Origin of the sequence: Streptomyces sp. NPDC051219 (assembly GCF_040682335.1) — a bacterium.
Taxonomy (GTDB): Bacteria; Actinomycetota; Actinomycetes; order Streptomycetales; family Streptomycetaceae; genus Streptomyces.
Genome location: NZ_JBFBAS010000010.1, coordinates 68,594 through 94,865 on the forward strand (window position 1 = coordinate 68,594; position 26,272 = coordinate 94,865).

Consider the following 26,272-nt stretch of genomic DNA (forward strand, 5'->3'; position numbering starts at 1 on the left):
TGATCACGCAACACCGCGCCTGCACAGTGATGGCATGACTGAAGTCAATGCTTCCGCGAAGACCGCCCGCCGCCACCACTGGCGGCGGGATCTCGTCGAACTTGCCGCGCTGTTCACCGCAGTAGCCGTCGCGGATGCCATCGCGAACATGGTTGTGCACGGCCCGAAGGGTCCGGTGCTGCTGGTCGCCTCGGCGGTCGTACTGCTGATCACGGCCGCATTCCACACCTGGTGGGCCAGAAGGCACAGCCATGCGCCGCCGCCCTTCGCGGACGGCCACCGAGCTGATCACGGGGGCTCGGCCGCCGCCACGCCCGGCGGGAGCACCGCCCTGTGGCGGATGCGGACGACCGTACGGGACGAGCCCGGCAGGCTGGCCGCGCTGTGCGGCGCTCTGGCGCGGCACAGGACGGACATCGTGACCCTGCAGACGCACCCGCTGGCCGAGGGAACGGTCGACGAATTTCTGCTGCGTGCGCCCGACACTCTCTCCGCCGCGCAGCTGACCCGCGCGGTCTCCCTGGCGGGCGGGCAGGACACCTGGATCGAGCGGGCGGACGCCCACGATCTCGTGGACGCCCCCACCCGGGTACTGGGCCTGGCCACCCGCACCGCGCTGGACGCCGCCGAGCTGCCGCTGGCCCTGCGCCAGTTGCTCGGCCGCTGCACCATCCACTCGCTGCCCGCCACGTCACTGACCGGCCGCCCGACCGGGGCCGACGCGCCGGTGGAAGGGGTACTGGAGGCCACGGTCATGCGGCTGCGCGACCCGTCCGGCGGCGCGATCACCATCGAACGCCCGTACCTGCCGTTCACTCCGACCGAGTTCGCCCGCGCCCGCGCTCTCGTCGAGCTCGACGCGCGGCTCGGCCCGCGCGTCCCGCGCAGCCAGGACGTGCTGACCCTGCCCGAGGGCAACGAGATCACCGTGCGCCGGGCCGATGTCAGTGACCTCGTCGCCGCCCGGGCCATGCACGACCGCTGCTCGGAACGCACGCTCGGACTGCGCTACCACGGGCCGGTGGCGGACGCCGACCGCTATCTGTCGCACCTGCTCAGTCCGCGCTTCGGCCGCACCCTCGCCGTCCAGACCGCCTCCGGCCGGCTGGTCGCCCTCGGGCACCTGCTCTGGGACGGGGACGAGACGGAGGTCGCGCTGCTCATCGAGGACGAGTGGCAGCGCCGCGGTATCGGCTCCGAACTGCTGCGCCGCCTCGTGGCACTCGCGGTCGAGGCCGGCTGCGAAAGCGTCTACGCCGTCACCCAGTCGTCCAACACCGGAATGGTCGCCGCCATGCGCGGTCTCGCCCTCCCCCTCGACTACCAGATCGAGGAGGGGACGCTCGTCATCACCGCCCGGCTGGACGCTACGCCGGTACGGTCTCGTCCTCCGTACGAGGAGACGGAGCGGAGCCCGCACGCGGAGCAGAGCCTGCACGTGGCGCAGCCTCGGCACGCCGGGCGCTGAGCGCGCAGTCCAGGTCCCGCCACAGGTCCTCGACGTCCTCGAGACCGACGGACATACGCAGCAGCCGGTCGCTGACTCCGGACGACTGCCGGTCTCCCTCGGCCACGATGCGGTGGCTGATGGAGGCCGGGTGCTGGATCAGCGAGTCGACGCTGCCGAGGCTGACCGCCGGGGTGATCAGCCGCACCCCGGCGATCACCTCGTGCGGGTCGCCCGCCACCTCGAAGGCGACCATCGCTCCGCCGAGCTTCGGGTAGTGCACCCGGGCGATGCGCGGATCCTCGGAGAGCCGCCGGGCCAGCTCGGCGGCTGTGGCGGAGGCGGCCCGGACCCGTACCGGCAACGTGGACAGTCCGCGCAGCAGGAGGTATCCGGCCAGGGGATGCAGCACACCGCCGGTGGCGAAACGCACTTGCCGCAGCTTGCGCGCGAAGTCCTCGTCGCAGGCCACCACCCCGCCGAGAACGTCGCCGTGCCCGCCGAGGTACTTGGTGGCGCTGTGCAGGACCAGGCGCGCGCCGCTCTCGGCCGGCCGCTGGAGCACGGGAGTGGCGAAGGTGTTGTCCGCGAGCAGCGGCACCGATCCGCAGGCGTGGGCGACGGCCCGCAGGTCGAGTTCGGCGAGCGTCGGGTTGGCGGGCGACTCGACCATGACCAGGCCGGTGTCGGGCCGGATCGCGTCCGCGATGCCGGCGGGGTCGACCCAGGTCACCTCGGAGCCGAGGAGGCCTGCGGTGAGCAGATGATCGCTGCAGCCGTACAGCGGGCGTACCGCCACGACGTGCCGGAGCCCCATGCCGATCCGCACCATGAGGGTCGCGGTGAGAGCCGCCATGCCGCTGGCGAAGGCGACCGCGCTCTCGGTGCCCTCGAGCCGCGCCAGGGCGGTTTCGAAGCGAGCGGTGGTGGGATTGTCCAGCCGGGCGTAGACGGGCGGGCCGTCCGGCCGGGCGCCGGTGGTCGCGAACTCGTCGATGCGGGCCGCTTCGGCCCGGCTGTCGTACGAGGGATAGGTCGTCGACAGGTCGAGCGGCGGGGCGTGCACGCCGAGCTCCGCGAGGTCTTCGCGGCCGGCGTGCACGGCTTCGGTGGCCAGGGCCCGGGGTGTGGTCGAGGCGTTCGTCGTCATGGCGGCACTCTGAACAGTTACCGGGAAGTAGCATCGAATGTCCGTGCTACGTTCGGCATATGGCCGAAACTGTCGCACTGGACGCGGTCGATCTGGACATTCTGCGTCTCCTGCAGAACGACGCACGGATGACTTACCGGGATCTTGCCGCCGAGGTAGGCGTGGCCGCCTCCACCTGCCTGGACCGGGTCGCGCGACTCCGCCGCTCCGGGGTGATCCTCGGCCACCAGCTCCGGCTGGATCCGGCGAAACTCGGCCGCGGGCTGGAAGCCCTGCTGCTGGTCCAGGTGCGGCCCCACCGGCGGGAACTAATCGGCCCCTTCGTCGAGCGGATCCGGGCCCTGGCCGAAACACGTGCCCTCTTCCATCTCACCGGCCCGGACGACTACCTGGTGCAGGTGGCGGTGACGGACACCGCGGATCTGCAGCGGCTCGTCCTGGACGAGTTCACCTCGCGGCGCGAAGTCGCCAGGGTGGAAACCCGGTTGATCTTCCAGCAGTGGGAGTGCGGACCGTTGCTGCCGCCCGGTCCGGGTGGCTGAGAGACGGTGGGCGAGACAGCCGGCCGGGACCGAATGGTGGTGACGCGGGCCCCCCTCCCGTACGAGGATGTCCGCATGTCCGACACCTTCAGCGGCAGCCCGCTGCCCCGCCAGGTCGCCGACGCATACGTCGACGACCTCATCGCCCTCGACCCGATCACCGGCACCTTCCTGGGAGTTGCCGAGAGCTCCCGCAGACTTCCGGACTTCTCCCCGGCCGGCCGACAGGAACTGGCCGACCTCACCCGCGCGACCCTGCGCAGGCTGGACGAGGCGGAGCGGCGGCCCGGTGCCGACAGCGACGCCGAGCGGCGCTGTGGCCGCCTGCTGCGGGAACGGCTCACCGCCGAACTCGCGGTGCACGAGGCCGAAGAAGAGCTGCAGGCGGTCAGCAACATCCACTCGCCCGTGCACTCCGTGCGCGAGGTGTTCACCGTCACGCCGGCGGAGACCGACGAGGACTGGGCCGCCATCGCCGAGCGGCTGCGCGCCGTGCCCGCCGCGCTCGAGGGATACCGGGCCTCACTGGCCCTCGGACTGGAACGCAAGCTGTACGGCGGGCCTAGGCCCACCGCAACCTTCATCGGCCAGCTGACCCAGTGGGCGGGTACCGGCCGCGGCTGGTTCGAGGAATTCGCGGCCGGCGGCCCCGAGAACCTGCGCACCGAGCTGGACGCCGCCGCGGCGGGCGCCACGGACGCCGTTGTCGCACTGCGCGACTGGATGCGGGACGTGTACGCGCCGGCGATCGAGGGCGCGCCGGACACCGTGGGCCGTGAGCGCTACGCCCGCTGGTCCCGTTACTTCAACGGCACCGATCTCGACCTCGACGAGGCCTACGCGTACGGCTGGTCCGAGTACCACCGGCTGCTGGGCGAGATGAAGACCGAGGCCGAGAAGATCCTTCCGGGCGCCGGCCCCTGGGAGGCGCTCGCCCACCTCGACGTGCACGGCACTCACATCGAAGGAGTGGAGGAGGTCCGGGACTGGCTGCAGGGCCTGATGGACGAGGCGATCGAGGCCCTGGACGGCACGCACTTCGAACTCGCCGAGCGGGTACGGAAGGTGGAGTCGCGGATCGCCCCGCCCGGCGGTGCCGCGGCGCCGTACTACACCGGTCCGTCCGAGGACTTCTCCCGGCCCGGCCGCACCTGGCTGCCGACCATGGGCGAGACCCGGTTCCCGGTGTACGACCTGGTGTCCACCTGGTACCACGAAGGTGTACCCGGCCATCATCTGCAGCTCGCGCAGTGGGCGCACGTCGCCGACCAGCTCTCCCGCTACCAGGCCACGGTCGGCATCGTCAGCGCCAACGCCGAGGGCTGGGCGCTCTACGCGGAGCGGCTGATGGACGAGCTGGGTTTCCTCACCGACGCGGAGCGCCGACTCGGTTACCTGGACGCGCAGATGATGCGTTCCACGCGGGTGATCGTTGACATCGGCATGCATCTGAGCCTGAAGATCCCGGCAGACTCGCCGTTCCACCCGGGCGAGCGCTGGACGCCCGAGCTGGCGCAGGAATTCTTCGGCATGCACAGCGGCCGGCCCGCGGACTTCGTGGAGAGCGAGCTGACCCGCTACCTCTCGATGCCCGGGCAGGCCATCGGCTACAAGCTGGGCGAGCGTGCCTGGCTGCTGGGCCGCGAGAACGCCCGCAAGGCGCACGGCGACGCGTTCGACGCGAAGACATGGCACATGGCGGCTCTCTCGCAGGGGTCGCTGGGCCTGGACGACCTGGTGGACGAGCTGTCCCGGCTCTGACGTACCGCGAGCGGGCGGCCGGGCTCAGCGGTGCGTCATGAGCCCGGCCCCCGGGCCGTCCCGGCCACCACTTCAGTTCCGACGGGGCATTACACCTTGGGGACCGGCTTCCTCTTCTGCTCCGATCCGCTCAGAGCCGTCCGGCCCGATCCGCAGTTCGCCGGGGAGGCGGCCGCGGTGCGTGCCGCGGGCGGGTCCGTCGCGTTGCTCGACCATGACGCGCCTCGCCGCGCCGCTCGGCGGCGGGGGTCGACGGTCAGCAGCCGCAGGTCTCGGCGCCGACGGGAGCGGTCAGCGGGTCGGCGTCGCGCCTCTGCCGTCCCTCCCAGGTCTCGACCTCGAATCCCTCCCGGGTCCAGTACTCGATGCCGCCGAGCATCTCCTTGACCTGATAGCCGAGTTCAGCGAGGGCAAGGGCGGCGCGGGTGCCGCCGTTGCAGCCGGGTCCCCAGCAGTAGGTGACGACCGGCACGGACTTGTCGAGCAGTTCCTCCGCCTGCTCGGGGATCAGCGCCGTCGGCAGGTGAATCGCGCCGGGCACGTGCCCCTGGTCCCATGCCTCGGTGGAACGGGAGTCGAGGACCACAAATCCGGCCTCTCCCCCGGCCCGGAGGACCGCCGCCACGTCGGACACGTCGGCATGGAAGGCGAGGGATGCGCCGAAGTACGCGGCGGCCGCGGCCGGGGAGGCGGGCGGAACGCGCAGGACTGGGTTGGCGGCAGTGGTAGGCCGGTCGGCGGACCGGGACGCGTCGGGCGTTGCTGCGCTGAGCGGTGCTGTGGTCATGAGCAGAAATCTACGACCGTTGATCACCACCAGGAAGGAAGGTTCCCCGGCACCTGACTTGTTCGGCCGGGGAAACCCCTGTTATGTCTGCTCCATGGCCGGCTATTCCCCTGACGCCACTGACTGGCGCATCCTCGAAGTCCTCCAGCACGAGGGCCGGGCGACGTACGCCGAACTCGCCCGGGCCGTCTCCATGTCCGCGAGCGCGGTGACCGAGCGGGTGCGGCGGCTCGAGGAGGCCGGTGTGATCTCCGGCTACGCGGCCGTCGTCGAGCACGAAAAACTTGGCCTGCCGATCCTGGCGTTCGTACGGCTTCGCTATCCGCACGGCAATTACAAGCCGTTCCACGACCTGCTGGACACCACTCCCGAGGTGCTGGAAGCGCACCACGTCACGGGCGACGACTGTTTTGTCATCAAGGTCGCCGCCCGGTCGATGCGGCATCTGGAGGAGGTCTCGGGCCGTATCGCGTCACTCGGTTCGGTCACCACCAGCGTGGTGTACTCCTCGCCCCTGCCGCGGCGCCCGCTCGGCCGCTGACCCCACCGGTGCGGTGCCGGACCGCGGAGCCGCCGCGCTCCTTCACGACTTCGAGCTGCGCCGGGATACGGCGTCGCAGATCGGCGACATGGCTGACGATGCCGACGCTGCGGTCCCGCTCGCGCAGCGAGTCCAGTACGTCGAGCACCTCGTCCAGCGTCTGGTCGTCCAGGCTGCCGAAGCCCTCGTCGATGAAGAGCGTGTCCAGCCGCATGCCGCCCGCCTCGTCGGTGACGACGTCGGCGAGGCCGAGCGCGAGGGCGAGCGAGGCGAAGAAGGTCTCTCCGCCCGAAAGGGTCGCGGTGTCGCGCTCGCTGCCCGTCCAGGCGTCGACGACGTGCAGGCCGAGCCCGGAGCGGCCGCGGCCGCCTGCCCGGGCGTCGGAGTGGACGAGGGTGTAGCGGCCGGCGGACATACGCTGGAGCCGTACGGTGGCCGCCGCCGCGACCTGTTCCAGGCGCGCCGCCAGCACGTAGGACTCCAGGCGCATCCTGCGTTCGTTGTCGGCCGAGGTGCCGGCCGTGAGGGCGGCCAGCCGCGCCACCCGGTCGTACTGCTCCCGCAGCGGCCCGAGCTGGCGCATCTCCTCCTCGGCGAGCCGCGACAGCCGTGCGAGCTCGGCACAGCGCGTACGAGCCGCGTCGGCCGCGGCCACCGCATCGCGTTGGTGCCGGCCGGCCTGCTCGGCGGCCGCCTGCGCGGCCTCGGGGCGGGCGAGCGGCCGGCCTGCCGCCGCGGCGGTGTCGGACTCGGCCAGCCGGTCCGCGACCAGTGCCTCCTCCGCCTGCCAGGCGTCGAGCCGGTGCTGAAGATCGCGCAGGGCCGCGTCACCGATCACCGAGGCGGCCGCTTCCCCGGGCGTGTCGAACCCGGCCTTGAAGGCGGCGTCGGCGAGTCGGTCGTCCGCGGACTTCAGGCGCTGGGCGGTCGCGTCGGCGGCCCGGAAGGCGTCGGCGGCCTCCGTGACCTGCCCCGCTTGGTGTTCCAGAGTCCGTGCCCGCTCGGCGACGCTGGGCGCGCCACCCCTGGCCCGTTCCAACTCGGCCTCCAGGGCGCACTGTTCCTTTTCGAGCATCTCCCGCCGGGTCGTGCGTGCCGCGGTGTGGCGCTCGGCGCGTTGCTGTGCCGCGAGCCGCTCGGCGTGTTCCCGGTCGGCCCGGGCCAGCGCCTCGCGGGCGGTGTGCAAGGTGGCCGCCTCCTCGTGGGCAGCCGCATGCTCGCGGCTCAGCTGCTCCGTGAGCGCGCGGAGTTCCGTTTCGGTGGAGTCGCCTGCCGCGGCCCGCGCTTCCGCGCACGCCACCTGGGCCCGGCCGAGGCGCTGTTCCGCCTCGGTACGGGCCTCCTCGGCCAGCCCGTGCAGGCGGCGGGCCTCCTCCTCGGCAGCGCGGTCGACGTGCCCGGCCTCGAGGCGGGCGGGGGCAGGGTGCTCCCGGGAGCCGCACACCGCACACGGCCGGCCGTCGCCGAGCGCCGCGGCGAGTTCGGCCGCGATGCCCTGCAGGCGCAGCTCCTTCAGCTCCAGCCAGTGCTCCCTGGCCTGCCCGGCCCGCTCCCGGGCGGTCAGGAGCGCCTCCTCCGCGGCGGCCGACTCACGCTCCAGCCTGTCCCGGCGGCGGGCGGCCTCCAGCCGCTCGCGGGCCGGTTCGAGGCGGCCCGCCAGCTGTTCGGCACGCGTGGCCGCGGCCTGGGCCCGGTCGATGCGATCCTGAAGGGTCCGACGGGTCACTTCCCACCCGGAGAGCCAGGCCGCCGCCTCCTGGACGACTTCCTCGTCCGCTCGCGCCTCGCGGTCGAGACTCCGTAGCTCCCCGCTGATATCCGCACTGCGCCGCTCCGCCCGGCGAGCGGCGTCCAGGGTGCCGAGGTCCTGTCTCAACTGTTGTGCGGCGGAAGCAAGCTGGCCGGCTCCGGCTTCCGCCAAGCGCGGCGGCAGCTGGGCCCGACACCGGTCCCGGACGGCACTCGCCTCGCGGTGCTCCCGCTCTGCGGACTCGCGCATCGCGAGTGCGGGTGCGACCTGGTCGGCCTTGCGGGCGCGGGCCAGCCGCGCGCGGACCCGCTCACGCTTCTCACGGTGCGCCTGGAGCGCTTCGGCCCGCTGCCGCGCGTCGGCGTGGCGGCGTTGGAGGCGGTCGAGTTCGCGTGCGTCCTCCAGCGCGCGGCGGGCGGCGGCGGCCCTGCTGTCTGCGGCGGCGAGTGCGTACTCGGCGATGTCGAGCCGCTCGTGCGCGCTGCTACGGGCCACTGCGGCCCACTCGCGTACGGCCTCGGCGACGCCCGCCTCTCCCGGCGCGAGCTGCGGGAAAGGCCAGTCCCGCAGATCTGCGGAGTCGCCCGCGGCCTGGGCGATGCGCTGGGCGGTGGCCAGGACCCGCTCGTCACCGGCGCGCACCTGCTGCTCGGCGGCGCGCCGCCGTTCGGCGAGCCGCTCCTCGACGGCGGCGAAGCGACGTGTGTCGAAGAGCCTGCCGAGGAGCTTGCCGCGCGCCTCCGCGTCTGCGCGCAGGAAGCGCGCGAAGTCGCCCTGCGGAAGCAGCACGACCTGACAGAACTGCTCCTTGCTCATGCCGAGGAGCAGGCTGATCTCCTCGCCGATCTCCTGGTGGGAGCGGCTGAGCGCTTTCCAGCCGGCCCCCGCGTCGTACTCGCGCAGCCAGCTCTGCGCCTTGTCGCGGGTGAACCCGGTGCCGCGCTTCTTGGGCCGGTGCTGCTCGGGGCGGCGGGTGATCTCCAGCCGCCGTCCGCCGACGGTGAGTTCGAGACATACCTCCGTCGGCGTGCCGGCCTCGGCGTGATCGCTGCGCAGCGCGGCGCCGGGCGCCTGGCGGGCGCCGGGCACCGAGCCGTACAGCGCGTAGCAGACCGCGTCGAGGACAGAGGTCTTGCCGGCGCCGGTGGGACCGTGCAGCAGGAAGATCCCGGCGGCGGAGAGAGTGCCGAAGTCGACTTGCTGGGTGGCGGCGAAGGGGCCGAAGGCGGTGACGGTCAGCCGGTGCAGCCTCATCGGGCCACCTCACGCACGGTCTCGTCCGTCCGTACGTCGTCGAAGGCTTCTCGCAGTACCGCGCGCTCCCGGTCGTCGGGCGGGCCGCCGCCGCGCACATGCGCCACGAAGTCCTCGGCGATCTCCTGGTCGCTTCGCCCCTTGAGCCGCTGCGCGTAGGAGGAGAGCGGGTCCGACAGGGTCCGTTCCGGATCGAAGGCCAGGCTCAGGGTGTACGGGAAGCGCGCTGCGAGCCGGGCCATCGGCTCGGCCGGACGGACCGGATCGGTGAGGGTGGCTTCGACCCACGCGTCTTCGTGCCGCTCCAGGGCCGGATCTTCCAGGAGCTCCGCCAGGTGTCCGCGGATCCGGGCGAGGGGGCGGGGGACGGGGCAGGGCACGCGCTCCGCCGTGACCGCACCCGTCGGACCGAGGTCGACCAGCCACATGCTCTTGCGGTGGTCCGTCTCGGAGAAGGAGTACGCGAGGGGCGAGCCGGAGTAGCGCACCCGTTCGTTGATCGTCTGGCAGCCGTGCAGGTGGCCGAGCGCGGCGTAGTCCACACCGTCGAACACTCCGGCCGGTACGGCGGCGACTCCGCCCACCGTGATGTCCCGCTCGCTGTCGCTGACCTCGCCTCCGGTGACGAACGCGTGTGCGAGGACGACGGACCTCGTCCCCACGGGCCGGCCGGCGAGGTCGGTCCGGACCTTCCGCATGGCGGCCGCGAGCACCGCCTCGTGCCCGGCCTTCTCCGCCCCGAACTCGTCTTTCACCAGAGCGGGTTCGAGGTACGGCAGGCCGTAGAACGCGACGTCCCCGTGCGTGTCGGCAAGGACGACGGGTATCGCGCAGTCGGCGGGGTCGGTCCGCAGATGGATTCCGGCCCGGCCGATCAGCCCGGCGCCGACGCCGAGCCTGCGGGCGGAGTCGTGGTTGCCTGAGATCATCACCGTCGGTACGTCCAGGGCTGCGAGCCGGTGCAGGGCCCGGTCGAAGAGCTCGACGGCGGCGAGGGGCGGCACCGCCCTGTCGTAGACGTCTCCGGCGACCAGCACCGCGTCCACCCGGTGCTCGCGCACGGCCGCTACCAGGTGGTCGATGAACGCCGCCTGCGCGTCAAGGAGGCTCACCCGGTGAAAGGATCGGCCCAGATGCCAGTCGGAGGTGTGCAGGAATCTCACTCGACGGCTCCGACCTGCACGTTTGCCCTTTCTCCCACCCACGACAGCACTCCAGCAACACGGGATCCACTCCGCGCGCTCACCACGCTAGCGCCGCCCGGCCTCCGGTCTCCCGCAGACCAGAAGTTTCGCATCCGCCTCGTATGCTCGTTCTGCCGCCTCCCCGCACGGAACGGAACCGCACGATGGCCCCCGCCGCCGATGACACCGATGACGCCGTACTGCTGAACAAGCAGGGAATATCAGGACGGATCACCCTCAATCGTCCGCGAGCCATCAACGCCCTCACCCACTCCATGGTGCTTCGCATCGACGCCGCACTCAGCGCGTGGGAGTACGACGACGAGGTGGCTGTGGTCGTACTCGACGGCGCCGGCGGGCGGGGCCTGTGCGCGGGAGGAGACATCCGCGCCATCCGCGACTCCGCCCTGGCGGGCGGCGAGGCGGCGCGGGCGTTCTGGCGTGACGAGTACCGGCTGAACGCCCGCATAGCGCGGTTCCGCAAGCCGTTCGTCGCGGCCATGGACGGCATCGTGATGGGCGGCGGCGTCGGCCTGTCGGCCCATGCGGGAACCCGTATCGTCACCGAACGCTCCGCAGTGGCCATGCCGGAGGTGGGCATCGGCTTCGTCCCCGATGTCGGCGGCACGTATCTGCTGAGCCGGGCGCCGGGCGAGACCGGCACCCATCTCGCGCTCACGGCCGACGCGATGGGGGCGGCCGACGCGATCCTGTGCGGATTCGCCGATCACTTCATCAGGTCGGCACGCCTCACGGCCTTTCTGGACTCCCTCGCGGACACCGCCCTTCCCGACGCGGTACAGGCATTCGCCGAGCCCCCTCCGCATGGCGGCCTGGCCGACGCGCGGAAGTGGATCGACGCCTGCTACGGCGCCGACACGGTCGAGGAGATCGTCGAGCGGCTGACCCGGTCGGCGGACGCCGGCGAACTGGCGGCCAAGGAGGCCGCCCGCCGCATTCTCGGCCACTCCCCCACCGCCCTGAAGGTGACGCTGCGCGCCCTGCGGCGCGCCCGCGCGCTCGCTTCGCTGGAGGAAGTCCTCGACCAGGAGTACCGGGTCTCGTCCGTCGCGGTCACCGGCCCGGACCTGCCCGAGGGCGTACGCGCGCAGGTGGTGGACAAGGACCGCTCGCCCCGCTGGACGCCCGACACATTGGCGGCGGTCACCGATGCCGGAGTCGACCGTCACTTCCGCGCCACGTAACGCGTGCGTGAACAGCGAAGGAGTGTCTGTGAATCCGATCGGATCGCGCCCGGCCCTGGTGGCTCTCGGCTCGGCCGCCCTGATGGTCCTCTCCACGGTGGTACCGTCCGCCGCCGCGACGCCGGCCGCCAGGAGCCGTGCCTCGGCGGCTCTCGACTGGTACGACACCACCGCCCAGACCGTCGCCGCGGCGGGATCGGCCACTCAGGTCACCAACAGCCGTACCTGGGCGCTCAGTTGGCTGGCCGCCGCCCGGGCGACGCGCCAGGTGCCCGCGGGGATCGACCGGGTGGCCTACCAGGACGCCGCGCTGGCCTCCGCGGTGCACGACGCGCTGGTCGCGCTGGTACCGGCCCGCACCGAGCAGCTGGACGCCGCCCTGCGCACCTCGCTGGGGCGGATCCCGGACGGCCCCGCCGAGGAGCGGGGCGTGGCGACCGGCGCACGGCAGGCGCGCCTGGTCCTGCGGTCGCGCGAGGGCGACCGCCTCGATCCCGCCTCCGTGAACGCGCCGTTCACCGTGCCCGCCGCCGCTCCGGGTGTGTGGCAGCCGACGCCGCCGGCGTACGCCCCGGCCGCCCAGTACGGAAACCGGCTCGCCGAGCCGTTCCTGCTGAAGAGTCCCGCGCAGTTCCGCCTCGGCCCGCCGCCCGGGCTGAACTCCCGGCGGTACCTGGACGATCTGGCCGAGGTACGGGCGTCCGGCGCTGCGAACAGCACCACCCGCACCGCCGAGCAGACGGAGACGGCAGGCTTCTGGCTCGGCTCCTCGCTGACCCTCTACACCACGCCGCTGCGCGTAGCGGTGGAGCGGGCCGCCGGGTCGGCCGCGGAGCGCGCCCGGCTGGTGGCGCTGTTCCACGTCGCACTGGTGGACACACAGGTCGCCACCTCCGACAGCAAGTACGCGTACGAGCGCTGGCGTCCGGTGACCGCGATCCGTACCGGCGCGGTGGACCGCGATCCGGCGTGGACACCGTTGCACTCCACACCGGCCCACCCGGACTACCCGAGTGGCCACGCCACCTACTCGGGGGCCGCGGAGGGCGTCCTCGAAGCGCTCGCGGGGGCGCGCACCGCGCCGTTCGAGCTGACCAGCCCGACCGCGCCGGGCGTGACCCGGACGTACACCAGCTGGCAGCGCCTGACCGAGGAGAACGTGGAGGCGAGGATCTTCTCCGGCATCCACACACGGTCGGCGGACGAGGCGGGTGTGACACTCGGCAAGAACGTGGCCCGTCATGTGCTGCGCCACGGGGACCGGCTGTTCGGGCGCCTCTGACCACGCGCGGTGGGGCGGCGGCGCCAGCGCCTGCGGCGTCAGCGGCGTGCGGCGTCGCCGACCCTCTTCGCCCAGACGACGAGCGGTACCTGCAGCGGCAGGCGCGCGTATGCCAGTGCCCGCAGCTGCGCCGGGCGGGTCCGCCAGTCATAGGCCATCTTCACGTTGGCGGGGAAGACCGCCGCGAAGAATCCCGCCGCGGCGAGCGCGCTGACCCGCCGTGTTCGGGGGGTGGCGATGCCGGCGGCCAGTACGAGTTCCGCCACACCACTGGCCTGGGTCCAGGTGCGCGGGCTGCCGGGCAGGCTGTCCGGGACCACGGCGTCGAACTGCTTCGGTACCAGGAAGTGCGCGGCACCGGCCCCGGCCAGGAGGGCGACGAGCAGCCGGGCGGAGCGGTCGGTGGTGGCGGACAAGACGGCCTCCAGGGCGGTCGGTCGGAAGCGGGGCGAGCAGCCTATTACTGACGGGTTCAGGACAGCTTGAGCGCGTGAGGACGGCCACTCGAAGACGGGGTACGCAGAAAGCTCTGCGGTTTCAGCGGACTTTCACCACAAAATTTTCACCTCCTGCCCCACTCGGCCGCTGACACCACAAGATCAACCTTGTTCAACTCTGCACTTCGGATCGGGACATGTCCGTATAGCGGCCAACCCGTCCGACCGGACTACCACCCGCCGCTCACCCGCCTGTAGGCATTTCCACAGGACGGCCTCGACCAGGTCGACCGGAAATGACCACTGGGGGTTCACACATGTCCGGATCTGGACTCACACGCCGTCGCGCGCTGGGCGCCGCAGCGATCACACTCTCCGCCGTCGTGCCGGCCACCGTCGCCGGTGCGGCATCACGGCCCGACCGGGGCGAGCACGATGTCGCACAGCACGGCGGAGGACCGCAGCAGTTCGACGAGATATTCAAGGGACGCCGTATCAAGGGGATGGCGCACGGGGGATCGCACCATCACGGGACCGGGGCGGGCTACGCCGTGTTCATCGACGGCAAGGAACTGCATGTGATGCAGAACGCCGACGGGACCTGGATCAGCGTGGTCAACCACTACGAGACGTTCTCCACACCGCGCGCGGTCGCCAGGGCTGCCGTGCTGGAACTGCAGGGCGCTGCCCTCGTTCCACTCGCCTGATTCCGGCGTCCCGCCGAAGACCCGAAGACTCGAAGAGCTGAGAGACACCTCAATGACCGTCCGCAAGAACCAGGCGAATCTGTCCGCGACCGAGAAGCGTCGCTTTGTCGACGCGCTGCTGGAGCTGAAGCGCAGCGGCCGCTACGACACCTTCGTCACCACGCACAACGGCTTCATCATGGGCGACACCGACAGCGGCGACCGCGTGGGCCACCGCTCGCCGTCGTTCCTGCCCTGGCACCGCAGATTCCTCATCGAGTTCGAACAGGCACTCCAGTCGGTCGACTCGTCGGTCGCCCTCCCCTACTGGGACTGGACGGCGGACCGCACCACCGCCTCGTCCCTCTGGGCAGCCGACTTCATGGGCGGTACGGGCCGCGCGAGGGACGGGCAGGTGCTCGACGGCCCGTTCGCCCACAGTGCCGGCAACTGGCCGCTCAACGTACGCGTGGACGGGCGTACGTACCTGCGCCGTTCGCTCGGCAGCGGCGGACGCCAGCTGCCTACGAGGGCCGAGACGGATTCGGTCCTGGCGATGGCGACGTACGACATGCCCCCGTGGAACAGCTCCTCGGACGGCTTCCGCAACCACCTCGAAGGCTGGCGCGGGGTGAACCTGCACAACCGGATACACATATGGGTCGGCGGCCAGATGGCCACCGGCGCCTCGCCCAACGATCCCGTCTTCTGGCTGCACCACGCCTTCGTCGACAAGCTCTGGGCCGACTGGCAGGCGCGGCACCCCGACGCCCGTTACCTGCCGGCCGCGGGGACCCCCAATGTCGTGGACCTGCACGACACCATGCGGCCTTGGAACGACGTCACGCCGGCCGACCTGCTGGACCACACCCCGCACTACACCTTCGACAGCGCGGCCTGACCACTCCGTCCGCCGGAAGGGCGAGGCGTACGACGGCCTGCTCAGACGTCCCCGTACGCCTCGCCGCCGAGCTCCAGCACAGCCGTTCCGGCGGTGCTGTCCGCGAGCCACGCCCGGAACGGCTCGACCTCCGACTCCGGCAGCCCGATCTCGATCGCGACCGCCTCGCCGTACCGCACGTCGCGCACCGCGCGCCCGGTCGACCGCAGATCGTTCTGCATCTTCCCGGCGCGCTGGTGGTCGACGGTGACGGTGGCCAGGCGGTACCGCTGCCGGACGAGGGTGCCGAGTTCGTCCAGGGCCTCGCCGACAGCTCCGCCGTACGCCCGGATCAGTCCTCCGGCGCCGAGCTTGACCCCGCCGTAGTAGCGGGTCACGACGGCGACGGCGTACCGGACCTCGCGGCGCACCAGCATCTGCAGCATGGGGGCGCCGGCGGTCCCGCCGGGCTCACCGTCGTCGCTCGCCTTCTGTACGGAGGCGTCGGCGCCGATGACGTACGCGAAGCAGTTGTGGGTGGCGGTGGGGTGCTCCTTGCGGATGCGTGCGACGAAGTCCTGCGCCTCCTGCTCGGTGGCGGCGGGCGCGAGCGCGCAGATGAAGCGCGACCGGCTGATCTCGGTCTCGTGCACGCCCTCGCGGGCGACCGTGCGGTACTGCTCCTGCATCACCCCACCCTATGCCGGGGCTCCGGCGAGGGCCGGAGCGGGCCGCCGGGGCCGTCACGGGCACGGCGAGGGGTTGGGGCCCCGGCCGGCCGGCGCAAGACGTCATTTCTCGGTGAGTTCCTTGAGCGCAATGTTGAGCTCGAGGACATTCACCGTGGGCTCGCCCACGAAGCCGAGCACGCGGCCGTCTGTGTGCTTCCTGACCAGCTTCTCCACCTGTGCGACGGCGAGGTTGTTCTTCTCGGCGACGCGGTGGACCTGAAGCTCGGCGTACTGCGGGGAGATGTCCGGGTCCAGGCCCGAGCCGGAGGAAGTGACGGCGTCGGCCGGCACATCCGAGGCCTTCGGCTCGTAGCCCTTGGCCTTGTTGTCCGCGATGACGGCCTTCTTGGAGTCAGTCACCCACTGGATCAGTTCCGGGTTGTCGCCGGACCGGTTGGTGGCGCCGGAGAGGATCAGCGAGTACTGCGTGTTGACGCTGTTGCTGCCGAGACCGTTGGACGGGCGCGGCTGGAACCACTTCAGGTCCGGCGCCGGCGTCTCCTGGCCCTCCTTCAGCGGCAGGTCGTACCGCTGTCCGATCAGCTCGGAGCCGACGACCCTGCCGTCCACCTTGACCTCGGAGCCGTTGGCCTTGTCCCGGAAGAGGGCCTGGGCGACGCCGGTGACGGCGAGCGGGTAGAGGATGCCCGTGATGACGGTGAGGACGAGGAGGGCGCGGAGTCCGGCGCCGACCAGCCGCGCGGTGCTGCCTACAGAGTTGCTCATGGCGATCAGCCGATTCCGGGGATGAGGGAGATGATCAGGTCGATGATCTTGATGCCGATGAACGGCGCGATCAGGCCGCCGAGGCCGTAGATGCCGAGGTTCCGGCGGAGCATCTTGTCGGCGCTGGTCGGCCGGTACTGGACCCCCTTCAGGGCGAGCGGTACCAGCGCGATGATGATCAGCGCGTTGAAGATGACCGCGGACAGGATCGCGGACTGCGGAGACGCCAACTGCATGACGTTGAGCTTGTCCAGGCTCGGGTAGGCGACGGCGAACATCGCGGGGATGATCGCGAAGTACTTCGCAACGTCGTTGGCGATCGAGAACGTCGTCAGCGCGCCCCGGGTGATGAGCAGTTGCTTCCCGATTTCGACGATTTCGATGAGCTTGGTCGGGTTGGAGTCCAGGTCCACCATGTTCCCGGCCTCCTTGGCGGCCGAGGTGCCGGTGTTCATCGCCACTCCGACGTCCGCCTGCGCGAGCGCGGGAGCGTCGTTGGTGCCGTCGCCGGTCATCGCGACGAGCTTGCCGCCCGCCTGCTCGCGCTTGATCAGCGCCATCTTGTCCTCGGGGGTGGCCTCGGCGAGGAAGTCGTCGACGCCGGCCTCCTCCGCGATCGCCTTGGCGGTCAGCGGGTTGTCACCCGTGATCATGACGGTCTTGATGCCCATACGGCGCAGCTCGTCGAACCGCTCCCGCATGCCGTCCTTGACCACGTCCTTGAGGTGGATGACACCCAGGACGCGGGCGCCCCTGTCGTCCTCGACCGCGACCAGGAGCGGCGTGCCGCCCGCTTCGGAGATCTTGTTGGCGGTCGCGTCGGCGTCGTCGGAGACGTGTCCGCCGCGCTCCTCGACCCAGGTGAGGACCGAACCGGTGGCGCCCTTACGGACCTTGCGGCCGGCCCCGTTGTCGACGAGGTCGACTCCCGACATGCGGGTCTGGGCGGTGAAGGCGACCCACGCGGCTCCGGACAGCTCGCCCTGGTGCCGCTCGCGCAGTCCGTACTTCTCCTTCGCCAGTACGACGATCGAACGGCCCTCGGGCGTCTCGTCGGCAAGTGAGGAGAGCTGGGCGGCGTCCGCCAGGTCGGCCTCGGTCGTGCCCCTGACCGGGACGAACGCGGCGGCCTGGCGGTTGCCGAGGGTGATGGTGCCGGTCTTGTCGAGCAGCAGCGTCGAGACGTCACCGGCGGCCTCGACGGCACGGCCGGACATCGCGAGAACGTTGCGCTGCACGAGGCGGTCCATGCCGGCGATGCCGATGGCGGAGAGCAGTGCGCCGATGGTGGTCGGGATCAGGCAGACAAGCAAGGCGGTCAGCACGATCATCGACTGCTTGGCACCGGCATAGATCGCGAACGGCTGCAGCGTGACGACGGCGAGCAGGAAGACGATCGTCAACGAGGCGAGCAGGATGTTCAGCGCGATCTCGTTGGGCGTCTTCTGCCGGGCGGCGCCCTCGACCAGGCTGATCATCCGGTCGATGAACGTCTCACCGGGCCTCGTCGTGATCTTGATGACGATTCGGTCGGAGAGGACCTTCGTACCACCGGTGACGGCGCTCCGGTCGCCGCCCGACTCCCGGATTACCGGGGCCGATTCACCCGTGATCGCGGACTCGTCGACGGACGCGACGCCCTCGACGACGTCACCGTCCCCCGGGATGGTGTCACCGGCCTCGCAGACGACCAGATCTCCGATGCGCAGCTCGGTGCCTGGCACCCGCTCCTCGTTCGTGCCGACGATCCGGCGCGCGACCGTGTCGGTCTTCGCCCTACGAAGGGTGTCGGCCTGCGCCTTGCCGCGCCCCTCGGCCACCGCCTCCGCCAGGTTCGCGAAGATCGTGGTCAGCCAGAGCCAGCCGGCGATCGCCCAGCCGAACCAGTCGGTCGGGTCCTGGACGGCCAGCACGGTGGTGACGACGGAGCCGACCAGCACCACGAACATCACGGGAGACTTGACCATCACCCGCGGGTCGAGCTTCCTGACGGCATCGGGGAAGGACTTGAGCAGCTGCTTGGGGTCGAACAGGCCCCCGCCGACGCGGCCGCCGCCGGGCTTGTGCCCGGCGGGTACGTCCTGGTGCGGCGCACGGGTCGGAGTAACGGTGGACATGGAGCCGGGCTCCTCATGCTTCTTGACGTCGGTGGTCATGACGCGAGCCCTTCGGCGAGCGGACCCAGCGCCAGCGCCGGGAAGTAGGTCAGACCAGTGATGATCATGATCGAACCGACCAGCAGCCCCGTGAAGAGCGGCTTCTCGGTACGGAGGGTGCCCGCGGTCGCTGGGACCGGCCTCTGCTCGGCGAGCGAGCCCGCCAGCGCCAGCACGAACACCATCGGCAGGAACCGGCCGAGCAGCATCGCGAGACCGATGGTGGTGTTGAACCACTGGGTATCCGCGTTCAGACCCGCGAAGGCGGAACCGTTGTTGTTGGCGCCCGAGGTGTAGGCGTAGAGGATCTCGGAGAATCCGTGCGCGCCGGAGTTCGTCATCGAATCGACAGGCGTCGGCAGGGCCATCGCCGCGGCGGTGAAGCAGAGCGCCAGCGCCGGGGTGATGAGGATGTAGCACGCGGCGAACTTGATCTCGCGGGTGCCGATCTTCTTGCCGAGGTACTCGGGCGTTCGGCCGACCATCAGGCCGGCGATGAACACCGCGATGATCGCCATGATCAACATGCCGTAGAGGCCGGAGCCGACGCCGCCCGGGGCGATCTCGCCGAGCTGCATGCCCAGCATGGTGATGCCGCCGCCGAAACCGGTGAACGAGGAGTGGAAGGAGTTCACCGCACCCGTCGAGGTCAGCGTCGTGGACACCGCGAAGATCGACGAAGCACCGATCCCGAAGCGGGTCTCCTTGCCCTCCATCGCACCGCCGGCGATCTCGAACGCCGGGCCCTTCCCCGCGAACTCCGTCGCCCACATCAGCAGAATGAACCCGACCCAGATCGTCGCCATCGCGGCGAGGATCGCGTAGCCCTGCTTGATGCTGCCGACCATCCGCCCGAAGGTGCGGGTCAGCGCGAACGGAATCAGCAGGATCAGGAAGATCTCGAACAGGTTGGTGAAGGCGTTGGGGTTCTCGAAGGGGTGGGCCGAGTTGGCGTTGAAGTACCCGCCACCGTTGGTGCCCAGCTCCTTGATGGCCTCCTGGGAGGCGACCGCGCCGCCGTTCCACTCCTGCGTACCGCCCATGAACTGGCCGACCTCGTGGATGCCGGAGAAGTTCTGGATCGCACCCGCAGCGACGAGCACGATCGCGCCGATCACCGAGATGGGCAGCAGGATGCGGACGGTGCCACGGATCAGGTCGGACCAGAAATTGCCCAGATCACCGGTGCGCGAGCGGACGAACCCCCGCACCAGCGCGACGGCGACAGCCATGCCGACGGCGGCCGAGACGAAGTTCTGCACCGCCAGGCCGCCGGTCTGCACGACGTGGCCCATGGCCTGCTCGCCGTAGTACGACTGCCAGTTGGTGTTCGACACGAACGAGGCGGCGGTGTTGAACGCCTGGTCCGGGTCGATGGACGAGAAGCCGAGCGAACCGGGCAGGCTGCCCTGGATCCGCTGCAGCAGGTAGAGGAAGACGACGCCCACCGCGGAGAAGGCCAGGACACCGCGCAGATAGGCGGGCCAGCGCATCTCGGCGTCGGGGTTGGCGCCGACGGCCTTGTAGATCCACTTCTCGACCTGCAGATGTCTGGTCGAGAAGTAGACGCCGGCCATGTAGTCGCCGAGCGGACGGTATGCCAGGGCCAGCGCCGCGATCAGCGCGAGCAGCTGGAGCACACCAGCGACGAAGGGGCTCATATCGGGCTCAGAACCTCTCCGGATACACAAGGGCGAGGACGAGGTAACCCAACAGGGCGACGGCCACGACGAGGCCGACGACGTTCTCGGCGGTCACAGCTTTGCCACCCCCTTGGCGATGAGGGCCACCAGCGCGAAGACCGCGATCGTGGTGACGACGAAGGCCACGTCGGCCATCGTGAGCTCCTGTGGAGGTTCGGAAATGTTCGGGCTCCTAAAGGAAAGCTCGCTTTCCGAGCGGACACGCCTTCCGTTGACGGGTCCCTTACGGCCATTGGCGCCCCTTTGACGGTTCTCTTACGCCGACCCCTCCGACCTGTGAGGACACCGCAGCAGTGAGACGGTGAACGGGTGCCGGGGCGAGGTCAGGACTCGACGCGCCGGGCCCTGCTCAACCAGTTCGCCGGCGTCCAGGACGGCGATCCGGGCGGCAGCCGCCGCGGCGTCGAGGTCGTGGGTGATCAGGAGCAGGGCGAGTTCGGGCCGGTCGCGCAGCAGCCCGGCGAGCGTGTCGAGGAGGCCGCGCCGGTTGACCGTGTCCAGCCCGGAGGTGATCTCGTCGCAGATCAGAACCCGGGGCCGGGCAAGCATGGCGCGTGCGAGCGCGGTCCGCTGCAGTTCGCCGCCGGAGAGCTGCCCGGGTGTGCGACGCACCAGCTCCTCCGTGAGGCCGAGGCCGGTCAGGGTGTTCAGTGCCTCGGCAAGAGCCTCTGTCGGGTCCAGTCCTCGCAGCCGCACCGCCGTTCGTGCCACCTGGTCCAGGACCGGACGGTGTTCGTCGAACGCGGCCTTTGCGTCCTGGAAGACGTACTGGACCGCTGCCAGCTGTTCCCGGGTTCGGCCGCGCAGGCTGCGCGGGAGCGGGGTGCCGTCGAGCAGGACATCGCCTCCGTAGTCCCGGTGGAGTCCGGCCAGGCAGCGTGCGAGCGTGGTCTTGCCGCTGCCGGAGCGGCCGGCTACGGCCAGGTACTCGCCCGCGCGGAGGGTGAGTTCAGGGACGCGCACCACCTCCCTCACGCCGCGGGCGCCGTCGCGGTGACGCGCGGTGAGGTCACGTACCTGGAGTGCCGCGTCTCCGTCGCCGGCGTGCGGGCTGTCACCCATCCGACCTTCCGCCGCGAGGAGTTCGACGGTCCAGGGGTGCCGAGGTGCGAGCCACAGTCTCTCTGCGGGAGCTGCCTCCACCACCCGGCCGCCCTGCATGACCAGAACCTCGTCGGCGAGCGTCCTGACGACGCCCAGGTCGTGGCTCAGCAGGACCACGGCGATGCCCTGCCGGGCGACTGCCGCCAGCTGGTCGACGACACGCCGCTTCGTCAGCGCGTCCTGCCCCGTGGTCGGCTCGTCCGCGACGACCACCCTGGCGCCGAGCAGGAGTGCCTGTGCCAGGACGACGCGCTGCTGCTGGCCCCCCGAGAGCTGGTGCGGATAGCGCCGGAGCAGGGACTCGCCGTCCGGGAGCTGGGCGGCGGAGAGGGCGTGCAGGATGCGCGTCCGGGCCGCGGCCCGGCGCTCCGGCCTGGGCAGGCTCCGCACCTGGTCCCGGGTGATGTCGCGCAGCAGTGCGCCGACCCGGCGTGCGGGGTTGAGGACGGCGCCGGGGTGCTGGGGTACGTATCCGACGAGGCCGTTGGTGGATACGCGTACGTCACCGGTCACCCGGGCACCTGCCGGGTACTCGCCGAGCAGCGCGAGACCCGTGGTCGTCTTGCCGCTTCCGGACGCGCCGACGAGCGCGGTGACCCGCCCTGGCCGGACCTGAAAGGTGACGCCGTCGACGATGGCCCGGCCGTCGACCTCGACCCGAAGGTCCTTGACCTCAGCGACCGCGTTCACGCCCGTTCCCTCTCTTCCGGTGAGGCTTTTCCAGCACGGCGTCGACGAGCAAGTTGCTCCCCGTGGTCAGTGCGACTATCAGCAGGGCGGGCACCACCACGGCCCAGGGCTGGACGAACAGCCCCGTACGGTTGCGGTCCACCATCACCGCCCAGTCGGAGGCGTCCGGCGCGACTCCGACGCCGAGGAACGCCGCCGTGGCCACGAGGTAGAGCACACCTGTGAGCCGCACGCCCGCGTCGGCGGCGAGTGTGCGCGCGATCGACCTGCCGACATAGCCGAAGGCCATGCGCCACCACGTCTCCCCCTGCATGCGCAGTGCCTCGACGGCCGGGCGCGAGGCCGCCTCTGCCGCGGCCGCGCGGACGATCCGCGCGGCATCCGGGATGTTGACGGCGGCCACCAGCAGTGAGAGGCCCACCGCCCCCGGCGAGATGACGGCGGCCACCAAAAGGATCAGCAGCAGGGACGGAACGGCGAGCAGCACGTCCAGGGGCCGCATCAGCAGCTCTTCGAGCCATGTCCGGTGGGTGAGCGCGCTGACGAGCCCGAGCGGCAGCGCCACCAAGTAGGCCAGGGCGGTCGCGGCCAGGGCGACGAGGACCACCGACTGTCCGCCGAGCAGCACCTGCCGCCATACGTCCCGGCCGACGAAGTCGGTGCCGAGCCAGTGCCCGCCGCCGATGGTGAAGGAGGGCGCCCGTGGCCCGGGGTCGCCCGTGAAGAGCGGCCCGAGCAGCGCCAGGGCGAGCGGTACGGCAGCGATCACCAGGCCGAGCACGAAGCGTCCCGGCCGCACCTCTGCGAGCGTTGTCATGCCGCCACCCCAGCCCGGGGCGCGAAGCGGTGGGCGACCAGATCGGCGCCGAGGTTGAGGGCGACGGCGGTCATTCCGAAGACCACCGCGAGGGCCTGCACCACTGGCACGTCCCTTTCCGCGACAGCACTCATCAGCACCGTTCCGAGACCCGGGATGACGTACAGCGCCTCCACCACGATGACCCCGCACAGCAACCAGTCGACGGTCCGCGCGAGTTGCTGGGCGGCGGGCGCGATGGCGTTGGGCAGGGCATGCGTGTAACGGACGCGGGTGCCGGAGATTCCGTAGCGGCGGGCCTGGGCCACGTACGGCGAGGCGAGCGCGTCGATCATGCCCGCGCGCACCAGGCGGGCCAGTGAACACACCGGCCGGGAGAGCAGGACGACGACGGGCAGGACCAGCGCCGTGGGGTGGGCGAGCAGGTCGGTGCCGTATCCGACGGCGGTCGGCGGCAGCCAGCCCAGTCGCAGGGCGAACACGGTGACCAGCAGCACGCCGAAGGCGAACTCCGGGACCGCGTACACGCCGAGCGTCACCGAACTGACGAGCCGGTCGACGAACCGCCCCTCGTGGCGGGCGGCCAGCACACCGAGGCCGACCCCGGCCGGCACCAGCAGCACCAGCGTGAGCGTGGCGAGCAGCACCGTCGGCCCGAAACCGTCCGCGATGTACGAGCTGACGGGTCGCCCGGAGACCAGTGACGTGCCGAAGTCGCCGTGCACCAGCCCCGCCGCCCAGTCCCCCAGACGTTCGTACACCGCCCTGTCCAGGTGCATCGCCTCGCGGATGGCCGCGATCCGGTCCGGGTCGGGCTGGTCGCCGGCGAGTGCCACGGCGGCGTCGCCCGGCAGCGCCTCGGTGAGGGCGAAGACGAGCAGCACGACGGCTGCCGTCTGCGCCACGCCGAGCAGCAGCCGCCGGGCGACCCAGGACCGTAGTCCGGTCACGCCAGCCAGACCTTGTCGAAGCGCGCCCAGTCGAGGGAGTTGGCGGGTGCCTTCTGCTCGACGCCCCGGACGTTGCGGGCGGTGCCGAGGATCCAGTCGGCGAAGCCCCAGATCAGGAAGCCGCCCTCGCTGTGCAGGCGGCGCTGCATGCGTGCGTAAACGGCGGCGCGGTCCTTCTTGTCCTTCGTGGACTGTGCCTGCTGGTACAGGGCGTCGAAGTCCTTGTGCTTCCAGTGGGTCGCGTTGGTGGTGGAACCGGTGAGCAGGCGCTGGGAGATGTGGGACTCGATGGGCATGGCGCCCGAGCGGTAGGAGGCGAAGGTCCCGGAGTCGAGGATGTCCTTCCAGTAGCTGTCCTTACTGCCCGTCCTGATCTCGATGGTCACTCCGGCCTGGGCCGCCTGGTCGCGGAAGATCGCCGCGGCCTCGGTGAATCCGGCCGCGACCGGCGACGTGTCGAGGGTGACCTTGAGCTTGTCGGCGCCGGCCTGCCTCAGCAGCTTGCGGGCCCGGTCGAGGTCCTGTTCGCGCTGCGGCAGGTTGCCGGGGTAATACTCGTAGCCCTTGCCGAACAGGTCGTTGCCGATCTCGCCGGCGCCGGACAGGGCGCCGTCGACCAGTTCCTTGCGGTCTGCGATCAGGAAGAACGCCTCACGAACCCGCTTGTCGTCGAACGGCGGCCGGTCCGTCTTCATGACGAAGCCCTGCATGGCGCTGTTGCGCAGCCGGACGATCTGGATCTGCCCCTTGTCCTCGTGGGCGCGGGCGGTGGCGGGGTTGAGTTCGTGGGCGTACTCGACCTGCCCGCCGAGCAGGGCGTTGGCGCGTGCCGATTCCTCGTTGGCGACGACGAACTCCAGCTCGTCGAGGTGGGGGGCGTCGTCCCAGTAGGCGTCGTTGCGCCTGAAGACGGCAGACTTGCCGGGCGTGAAGGACACGAAGCGGAACGGACCGCTGCCCACCGGCTTCTTGTCGAAGTCCTGAGCACCCGAGGGGACGATGTACGCGCCGAACGCGGCGAGTACGTTGGGGAATTCGGCGGTCGGACGCTTGAGGACGAACTCGACGGTGCGCGCGTCCAGAGCGCGGCTGGCCTTCAGGTCGACGGGCTCCAGGGACGCCTTGGCCCGGAATGCCTTCGCCGGGTCGCCGATGCGGCGGTAGCTGTGAAGGACGTCCTGGGCGGTCACCGGCTTGCCGTCGTGGAAGACTGCCTCGCGCAGGGTGACCTTCCAGCGGTCCAGACCCGCGTTCGGCTCCCAGGCGGAGGCGAGCCGGGGCTGTGCGGAGAGGTCCGGTCCGTAGTCGGCGAGCTTGTCGAAGAGGGCCTTGGCACGGGCGGCATCGGCGAAGAGGTTGGCCAGGTGCGGGTCGAGGGTCTCGCTCGCACCGCCGCCCGCGAAAGCGGCGCGGAGCCGTCCGCCGCGCTTGGGCTTGCCGTCTGCCTTGGCGGGGTCGGCGGCGCTGCCGGAGCCTGCGCAGCCTGCGAGGGCGAGCGCGCCGAGGCCGGCCGCGCCGCCGGCTGCGGCGAGGAAGCCCCGGCGTCGGAGACCGGGGAAGCGGAGGTTGTCGACGGGTTGGTCGTGCATGACGGTGTCCTTCGGGTGCTTGTCGGCCGGGGGTGTGCTTGCCGCCGTGAGGCGACGGCGTGGGGGTGTGCCTGTCGCCGTGGGGGCGACGGCGTGGGGTCATTGGGCGCGCATGAGCCGGGCGACGAGATGCAGCCGGTCGGCATCGGCCGAGGCGGTCGGCGTGTCGCCCTCCTGCCACGGCGGGTCCGTACGAGGACCGGGCCCGTCGTACAGGGCGAGCACCTCGAAGCCGTGAACGGCGAGGACATGCCGCAGTTCCTGGGGGAACAGCAGACGCCACGCGGAGCACTGCTCGACCGGCGGCGATCCGTCGTCGGCGGTCCACACACGGGTGCGGCGCAGCAGTTGCGCCGCCCGGTCGACGTGCAGCGTGGTGGTGGACCGGTAGGCGGTGCCCTGCCAGGTGAATCCGTTGACCGACGGGCTGTCCAGAAGCTCCGTACGGCCGAGGAGGAAGGCCCCGTTGCGCATCTCCGCGACGAGCAGCCCTCCGGGCGCCAGCGAGCGTCGGCAGGAGGTCAGGAAGCCGTCGAGTTCGGCGTTGGTGTGGCAGTACAGCAGGGCGCTGTCGAGGCATACCACTGCATCGAAGGACCCTTCCGCGAGGTCGAATCCGCGCAGGTCTGCCCGGAAGTACTCCGGACCGGGGTGGTGCACGCGGGCGTACTCCAGCATCGCCTCGGACAGATCCGCGCCGACGACCGTACGGCCGGCCCGTTGCAGGTGTGCGGCGTCACGGCCGGTGCCGCATCCGATGTCCAGGACCCGCAGGCCTGCCGCGTACCGCCGCAGGCAGTCCTCGGCCCAACGCCCCGCCAGGCGCGTCTCGTCGGGGAAACGGGCCTCGTACAGGACCGGGTTGTCGGTCAGCAGGTTCGCGCTGCTCATAGGTGTCTC

Annotated in this window: 23 protein-coding genes; 8 read left to right on the forward strand and 15 right to left on the reverse strand. The window is 71.1% G+C overall.

The features are described from left to right. Positions 1-34 precede the first annotated feature (34 nt). Positions 35-1,468, forward strand: coding sequence for a GNAT family N-acetyltransferase (locus AB0M62_RS14425; RefSeq protein WP_366074485.1), 1,434 nt, complete (start codon positions 35-37; stop codon positions 1,466-1,468). Here AB0M62_RS14425 and AB0M62_RS14430 read toward each other — a convergent pair. Then, positions 1,368-2,597, reverse strand: coding sequence for a PLP-dependent transferase (locus AB0M62_RS14430; protein ID WP_366074486.1), 1,230 nt, complete (start codon positions 2,595-2,597; stop codon positions 1,368-1,370). The genes AB0M62_RS14425 and AB0M62_RS14430 overlap by 101 nt on opposite strands. A 59-nt stretch (positions 2,598-2,656) precedes the next feature. On the opposite strand from AB0M62_RS14430, the gene AB0M62_RS14435 reads away from it, so the two are divergent. Further along, positions 2,657-3,139, forward strand: coding sequence for an Lrp/AsnC family transcriptional regulator (locus AB0M62_RS14435; RefSeq protein ID WP_366074487.1), 483 nt, complete (start codon positions 2,657-2,659; stop codon positions 3,137-3,139). Positions 3,140-3,214: 75 nt separating this feature from the next. Further along, positions 3,215-4,900: a DUF885 domain-containing protein gene (locus tag AB0M62_RS14440; protein WP_366074488.1), complete on the forward strand. Its 1,686-nt coding sequence runs from the start codon at positions 3,215-3,217 to the stop codon at positions 4,898-4,900. 256 nt (positions 4,901-5,156) lie between these two features. Here the strand turns inward: AB0M62_RS14440 and AB0M62_RS14445 are convergent, their stop codons facing one another. Beyond that, positions 5,157-5,687 (reverse strand): rhodanese-like domain-containing protein, encoded by a 531-nt coding sequence (locus AB0M62_RS14445; RefSeq protein ID WP_366074489.1) that lies wholly within the window; start codon positions 5,685-5,687, stop codon positions 5,157-5,159. A gap of 94 nt (positions 5,688-5,781) precedes the next feature. On the opposite strand from AB0M62_RS14445, the gene AB0M62_RS14450 reads away from it, so the two are divergent. Beyond that, positions 5,782-6,228 (forward strand): Lrp/AsnC family transcriptional regulator, encoded by a 447-nt coding sequence (locus AB0M62_RS14450; RefSeq protein WP_366074490.1) that lies wholly within the window; start codon positions 5,782-5,784, stop codon positions 6,226-6,228. On the opposite strand, the gene AB0M62_RS14455 is transcribed toward AB0M62_RS14450, so the two are convergent. Both AB0M62_RS14455 and AB0M62_RS14460 read right to left on the reverse strand, forming a co-directional pair. Next, a complete protein-coding gene (locus tag AB0M62_RS14455) occupies positions 6,173-9,232 on the reverse strand; it encodes an SMC family ATPase (protein ID WP_366074491.1) in 3,060 nt (1,019 codons plus the stop codon). The two genes, AB0M62_RS14450 and AB0M62_RS14455, sit on opposite strands and share 56 nt — an antisense overlap. Further along, a complete protein-coding gene (locus AB0M62_RS14460) occupies positions 9,229-10,395 on the reverse strand; it encodes an exonuclease SbcCD subunit D (RefSeq protein ID WP_366074492.1) in 1,167 nt (388 codons plus the stop codon). Before AB0M62_RS14460 ends, AB0M62_RS14455 begins: the two co-directional genes overlap by 4 nt. A 185-nt stretch (positions 10,396-10,580) precedes the next feature. On the opposite strand from AB0M62_RS14460, the gene AB0M62_RS14465 reads away from it, so the two are divergent. Both AB0M62_RS14465 and AB0M62_RS14470 read left to right on the forward strand, forming a co-directional pair. Further along, positions 10,581-11,621, forward strand: a complete 1,041-nt coding sequence (locus AB0M62_RS14465) for an enoyl-CoA hydratase/isomerase family protein (protein ID WP_366074493.1) — start codon at positions 10,581-10,583, stop codon at positions 11,619-11,621. A 28-nt stretch (positions 11,622-11,649) separates the two neighbouring features. Then, positions 11,650-12,903, forward strand: a complete 1,254-nt coding sequence (locus AB0M62_RS14470) for a vanadium-dependent haloperoxidase (protein ID WP_366074494.1) — start codon at positions 11,650-11,652, stop codon at positions 12,901-12,903. A gap of 38 nt (positions 12,904-12,941) precedes the next feature. Here the strand turns inward: AB0M62_RS14470 and AB0M62_RS14475 are convergent, their stop codons facing one another. Next, entirely contained in the window at positions 12,942-13,319 is a 378-nt protein-coding gene (locus AB0M62_RS14475; protein WP_366074495.1) for a DoxX family protein, read from the reverse strand. Between the two features lie 338 nt (positions 13,320-13,657). Between AB0M62_RS14475 and AB0M62_RS14480 the strand changes: the two genes are divergently transcribed. Then, positions 13,658-14,047, forward strand: coding sequence for a tyrosinase cofactor (locus tag AB0M62_RS14480; protein WP_366074496.1), 390 nt, complete (start codon positions 13,658-13,660; stop codon positions 14,045-14,047). Between the two features lie 52 nt (positions 14,048-14,099). Beyond that, on the forward strand, positions 14,100-14,927 hold the full coding sequence (locus tag AB0M62_RS14485; protein WP_366074497.1) for a tyrosinase family protein: 828 nt from the start codon (positions 14,100-14,102) through the stop codon (positions 14,925-14,927). A gap of 41 nt (positions 14,928-14,968) precedes the next feature. Here the strand turns inward: AB0M62_RS14485 and AB0M62_RS14490 are convergent, their stop codons facing one another. The 10 genes from AB0M62_RS14490 to AB0M62_RS14535 all read right to left on the reverse strand — a co-directional run bounded on the left by AB0M62_RS14490 (position 14,969) and on the right by AB0M62_RS14535 (position 26,263). Continuing rightward, the gene (locus AB0M62_RS14490) at positions 14,969-15,595 is read right to left on the reverse strand and encodes a YigZ family protein (RefSeq protein WP_366074498.1); all 627 of its coding nucleotides are present in this window, start codon (positions 15,593-15,595) and stop codon (positions 14,969-14,971) included. Positions 15,596-15,697: 102 nt separating this feature from the next. After that, positions 15,698-16,363, reverse strand: a complete 666-nt coding sequence (locus tag AB0M62_RS14495; RefSeq protein WP_366074499.1) for a potassium-transporting ATPase subunit C — start codon at positions 16,361-16,363, stop codon at positions 15,698-15,700. A gap of 5 nt (positions 16,364-16,368) precedes the next feature. Next, a complete protein-coding gene (gene kdpB, locus AB0M62_RS14500; protein ID WP_366074500.1) occupies positions 16,369-18,519 on the reverse strand; it encodes a potassium-transporting ATPase subunit KdpB in 2,151 nt (716 codons plus the stop codon). Then, a complete protein-coding gene (kdpA, locus tag AB0M62_RS14505; RefSeq protein WP_366074501.1) occupies positions 18,516-20,180 on the reverse strand; it encodes a potassium-transporting ATPase subunit KdpA in 1,665 nt (554 codons plus the stop codon). Before kdpA ends, kdpB begins: the two co-directional genes overlap by 4 nt. Before the next feature lie 7 nt (positions 20,181-20,187). Beyond that, positions 20,188-20,277 carry a K(+)-transporting ATPase subunit F gene (gene kdpF / locus AB0M62_RS14510; RefSeq protein WP_366074503.1) on the reverse strand — a complete coding sequence of 30 codons (90 nt, stop codon included), beginning with the start codon at positions 20,275-20,277 and terminating at the stop codon, positions 20,188-20,190. Between the two features lie 200 nt (positions 20,278-20,477). Then, positions 20,478-22,016: an ATP-binding cassette domain-containing protein gene (locus tag AB0M62_RS14515; RefSeq protein ID WP_366074504.1), complete on the reverse strand. Its 1,539-nt coding sequence runs from the start codon at positions 22,014-22,016 to the stop codon at positions 20,478-20,480. After that, complete coding sequence (locus AB0M62_RS14520; protein WP_366074505.1) at positions 22,000-22,833, reverse strand: ABC transporter permease subunit; 834 nt, start codon at positions 22,831-22,833, stop codon at positions 22,000-22,002. The genes AB0M62_RS14515 and AB0M62_RS14520 overlap by 17 nt, the downstream gene beginning before the upstream one ends. Further along, positions 22,830-23,783 (reverse strand): ABC transporter permease, encoded by a 954-nt coding sequence (locus tag AB0M62_RS14525; protein WP_366074506.1) that lies wholly within the window; start codon positions 23,781-23,783, stop codon positions 22,830-22,832. Before AB0M62_RS14525 ends, AB0M62_RS14520 begins: the two co-directional genes overlap by 4 nt. Beyond that, positions 23,780-25,372, reverse strand: coding sequence for an ABC transporter substrate-binding protein (locus AB0M62_RS14530; protein WP_366074507.1), 1,593 nt, complete (start codon positions 25,370-25,372; stop codon positions 23,780-23,782). The genes AB0M62_RS14525 and AB0M62_RS14530 overlap by 4 nt, the downstream gene beginning before the upstream one ends. A gap of 99 nt (positions 25,373-25,471) precedes the next feature. Continuing rightward, entirely contained in the window at positions 25,472-26,263 is a 792-nt protein-coding gene (locus AB0M62_RS14535; RefSeq protein WP_366074508.1) for a class I SAM-dependent methyltransferase, read from the reverse strand. Positions 26,264-26,272 lie beyond the last annotated feature (9 nt).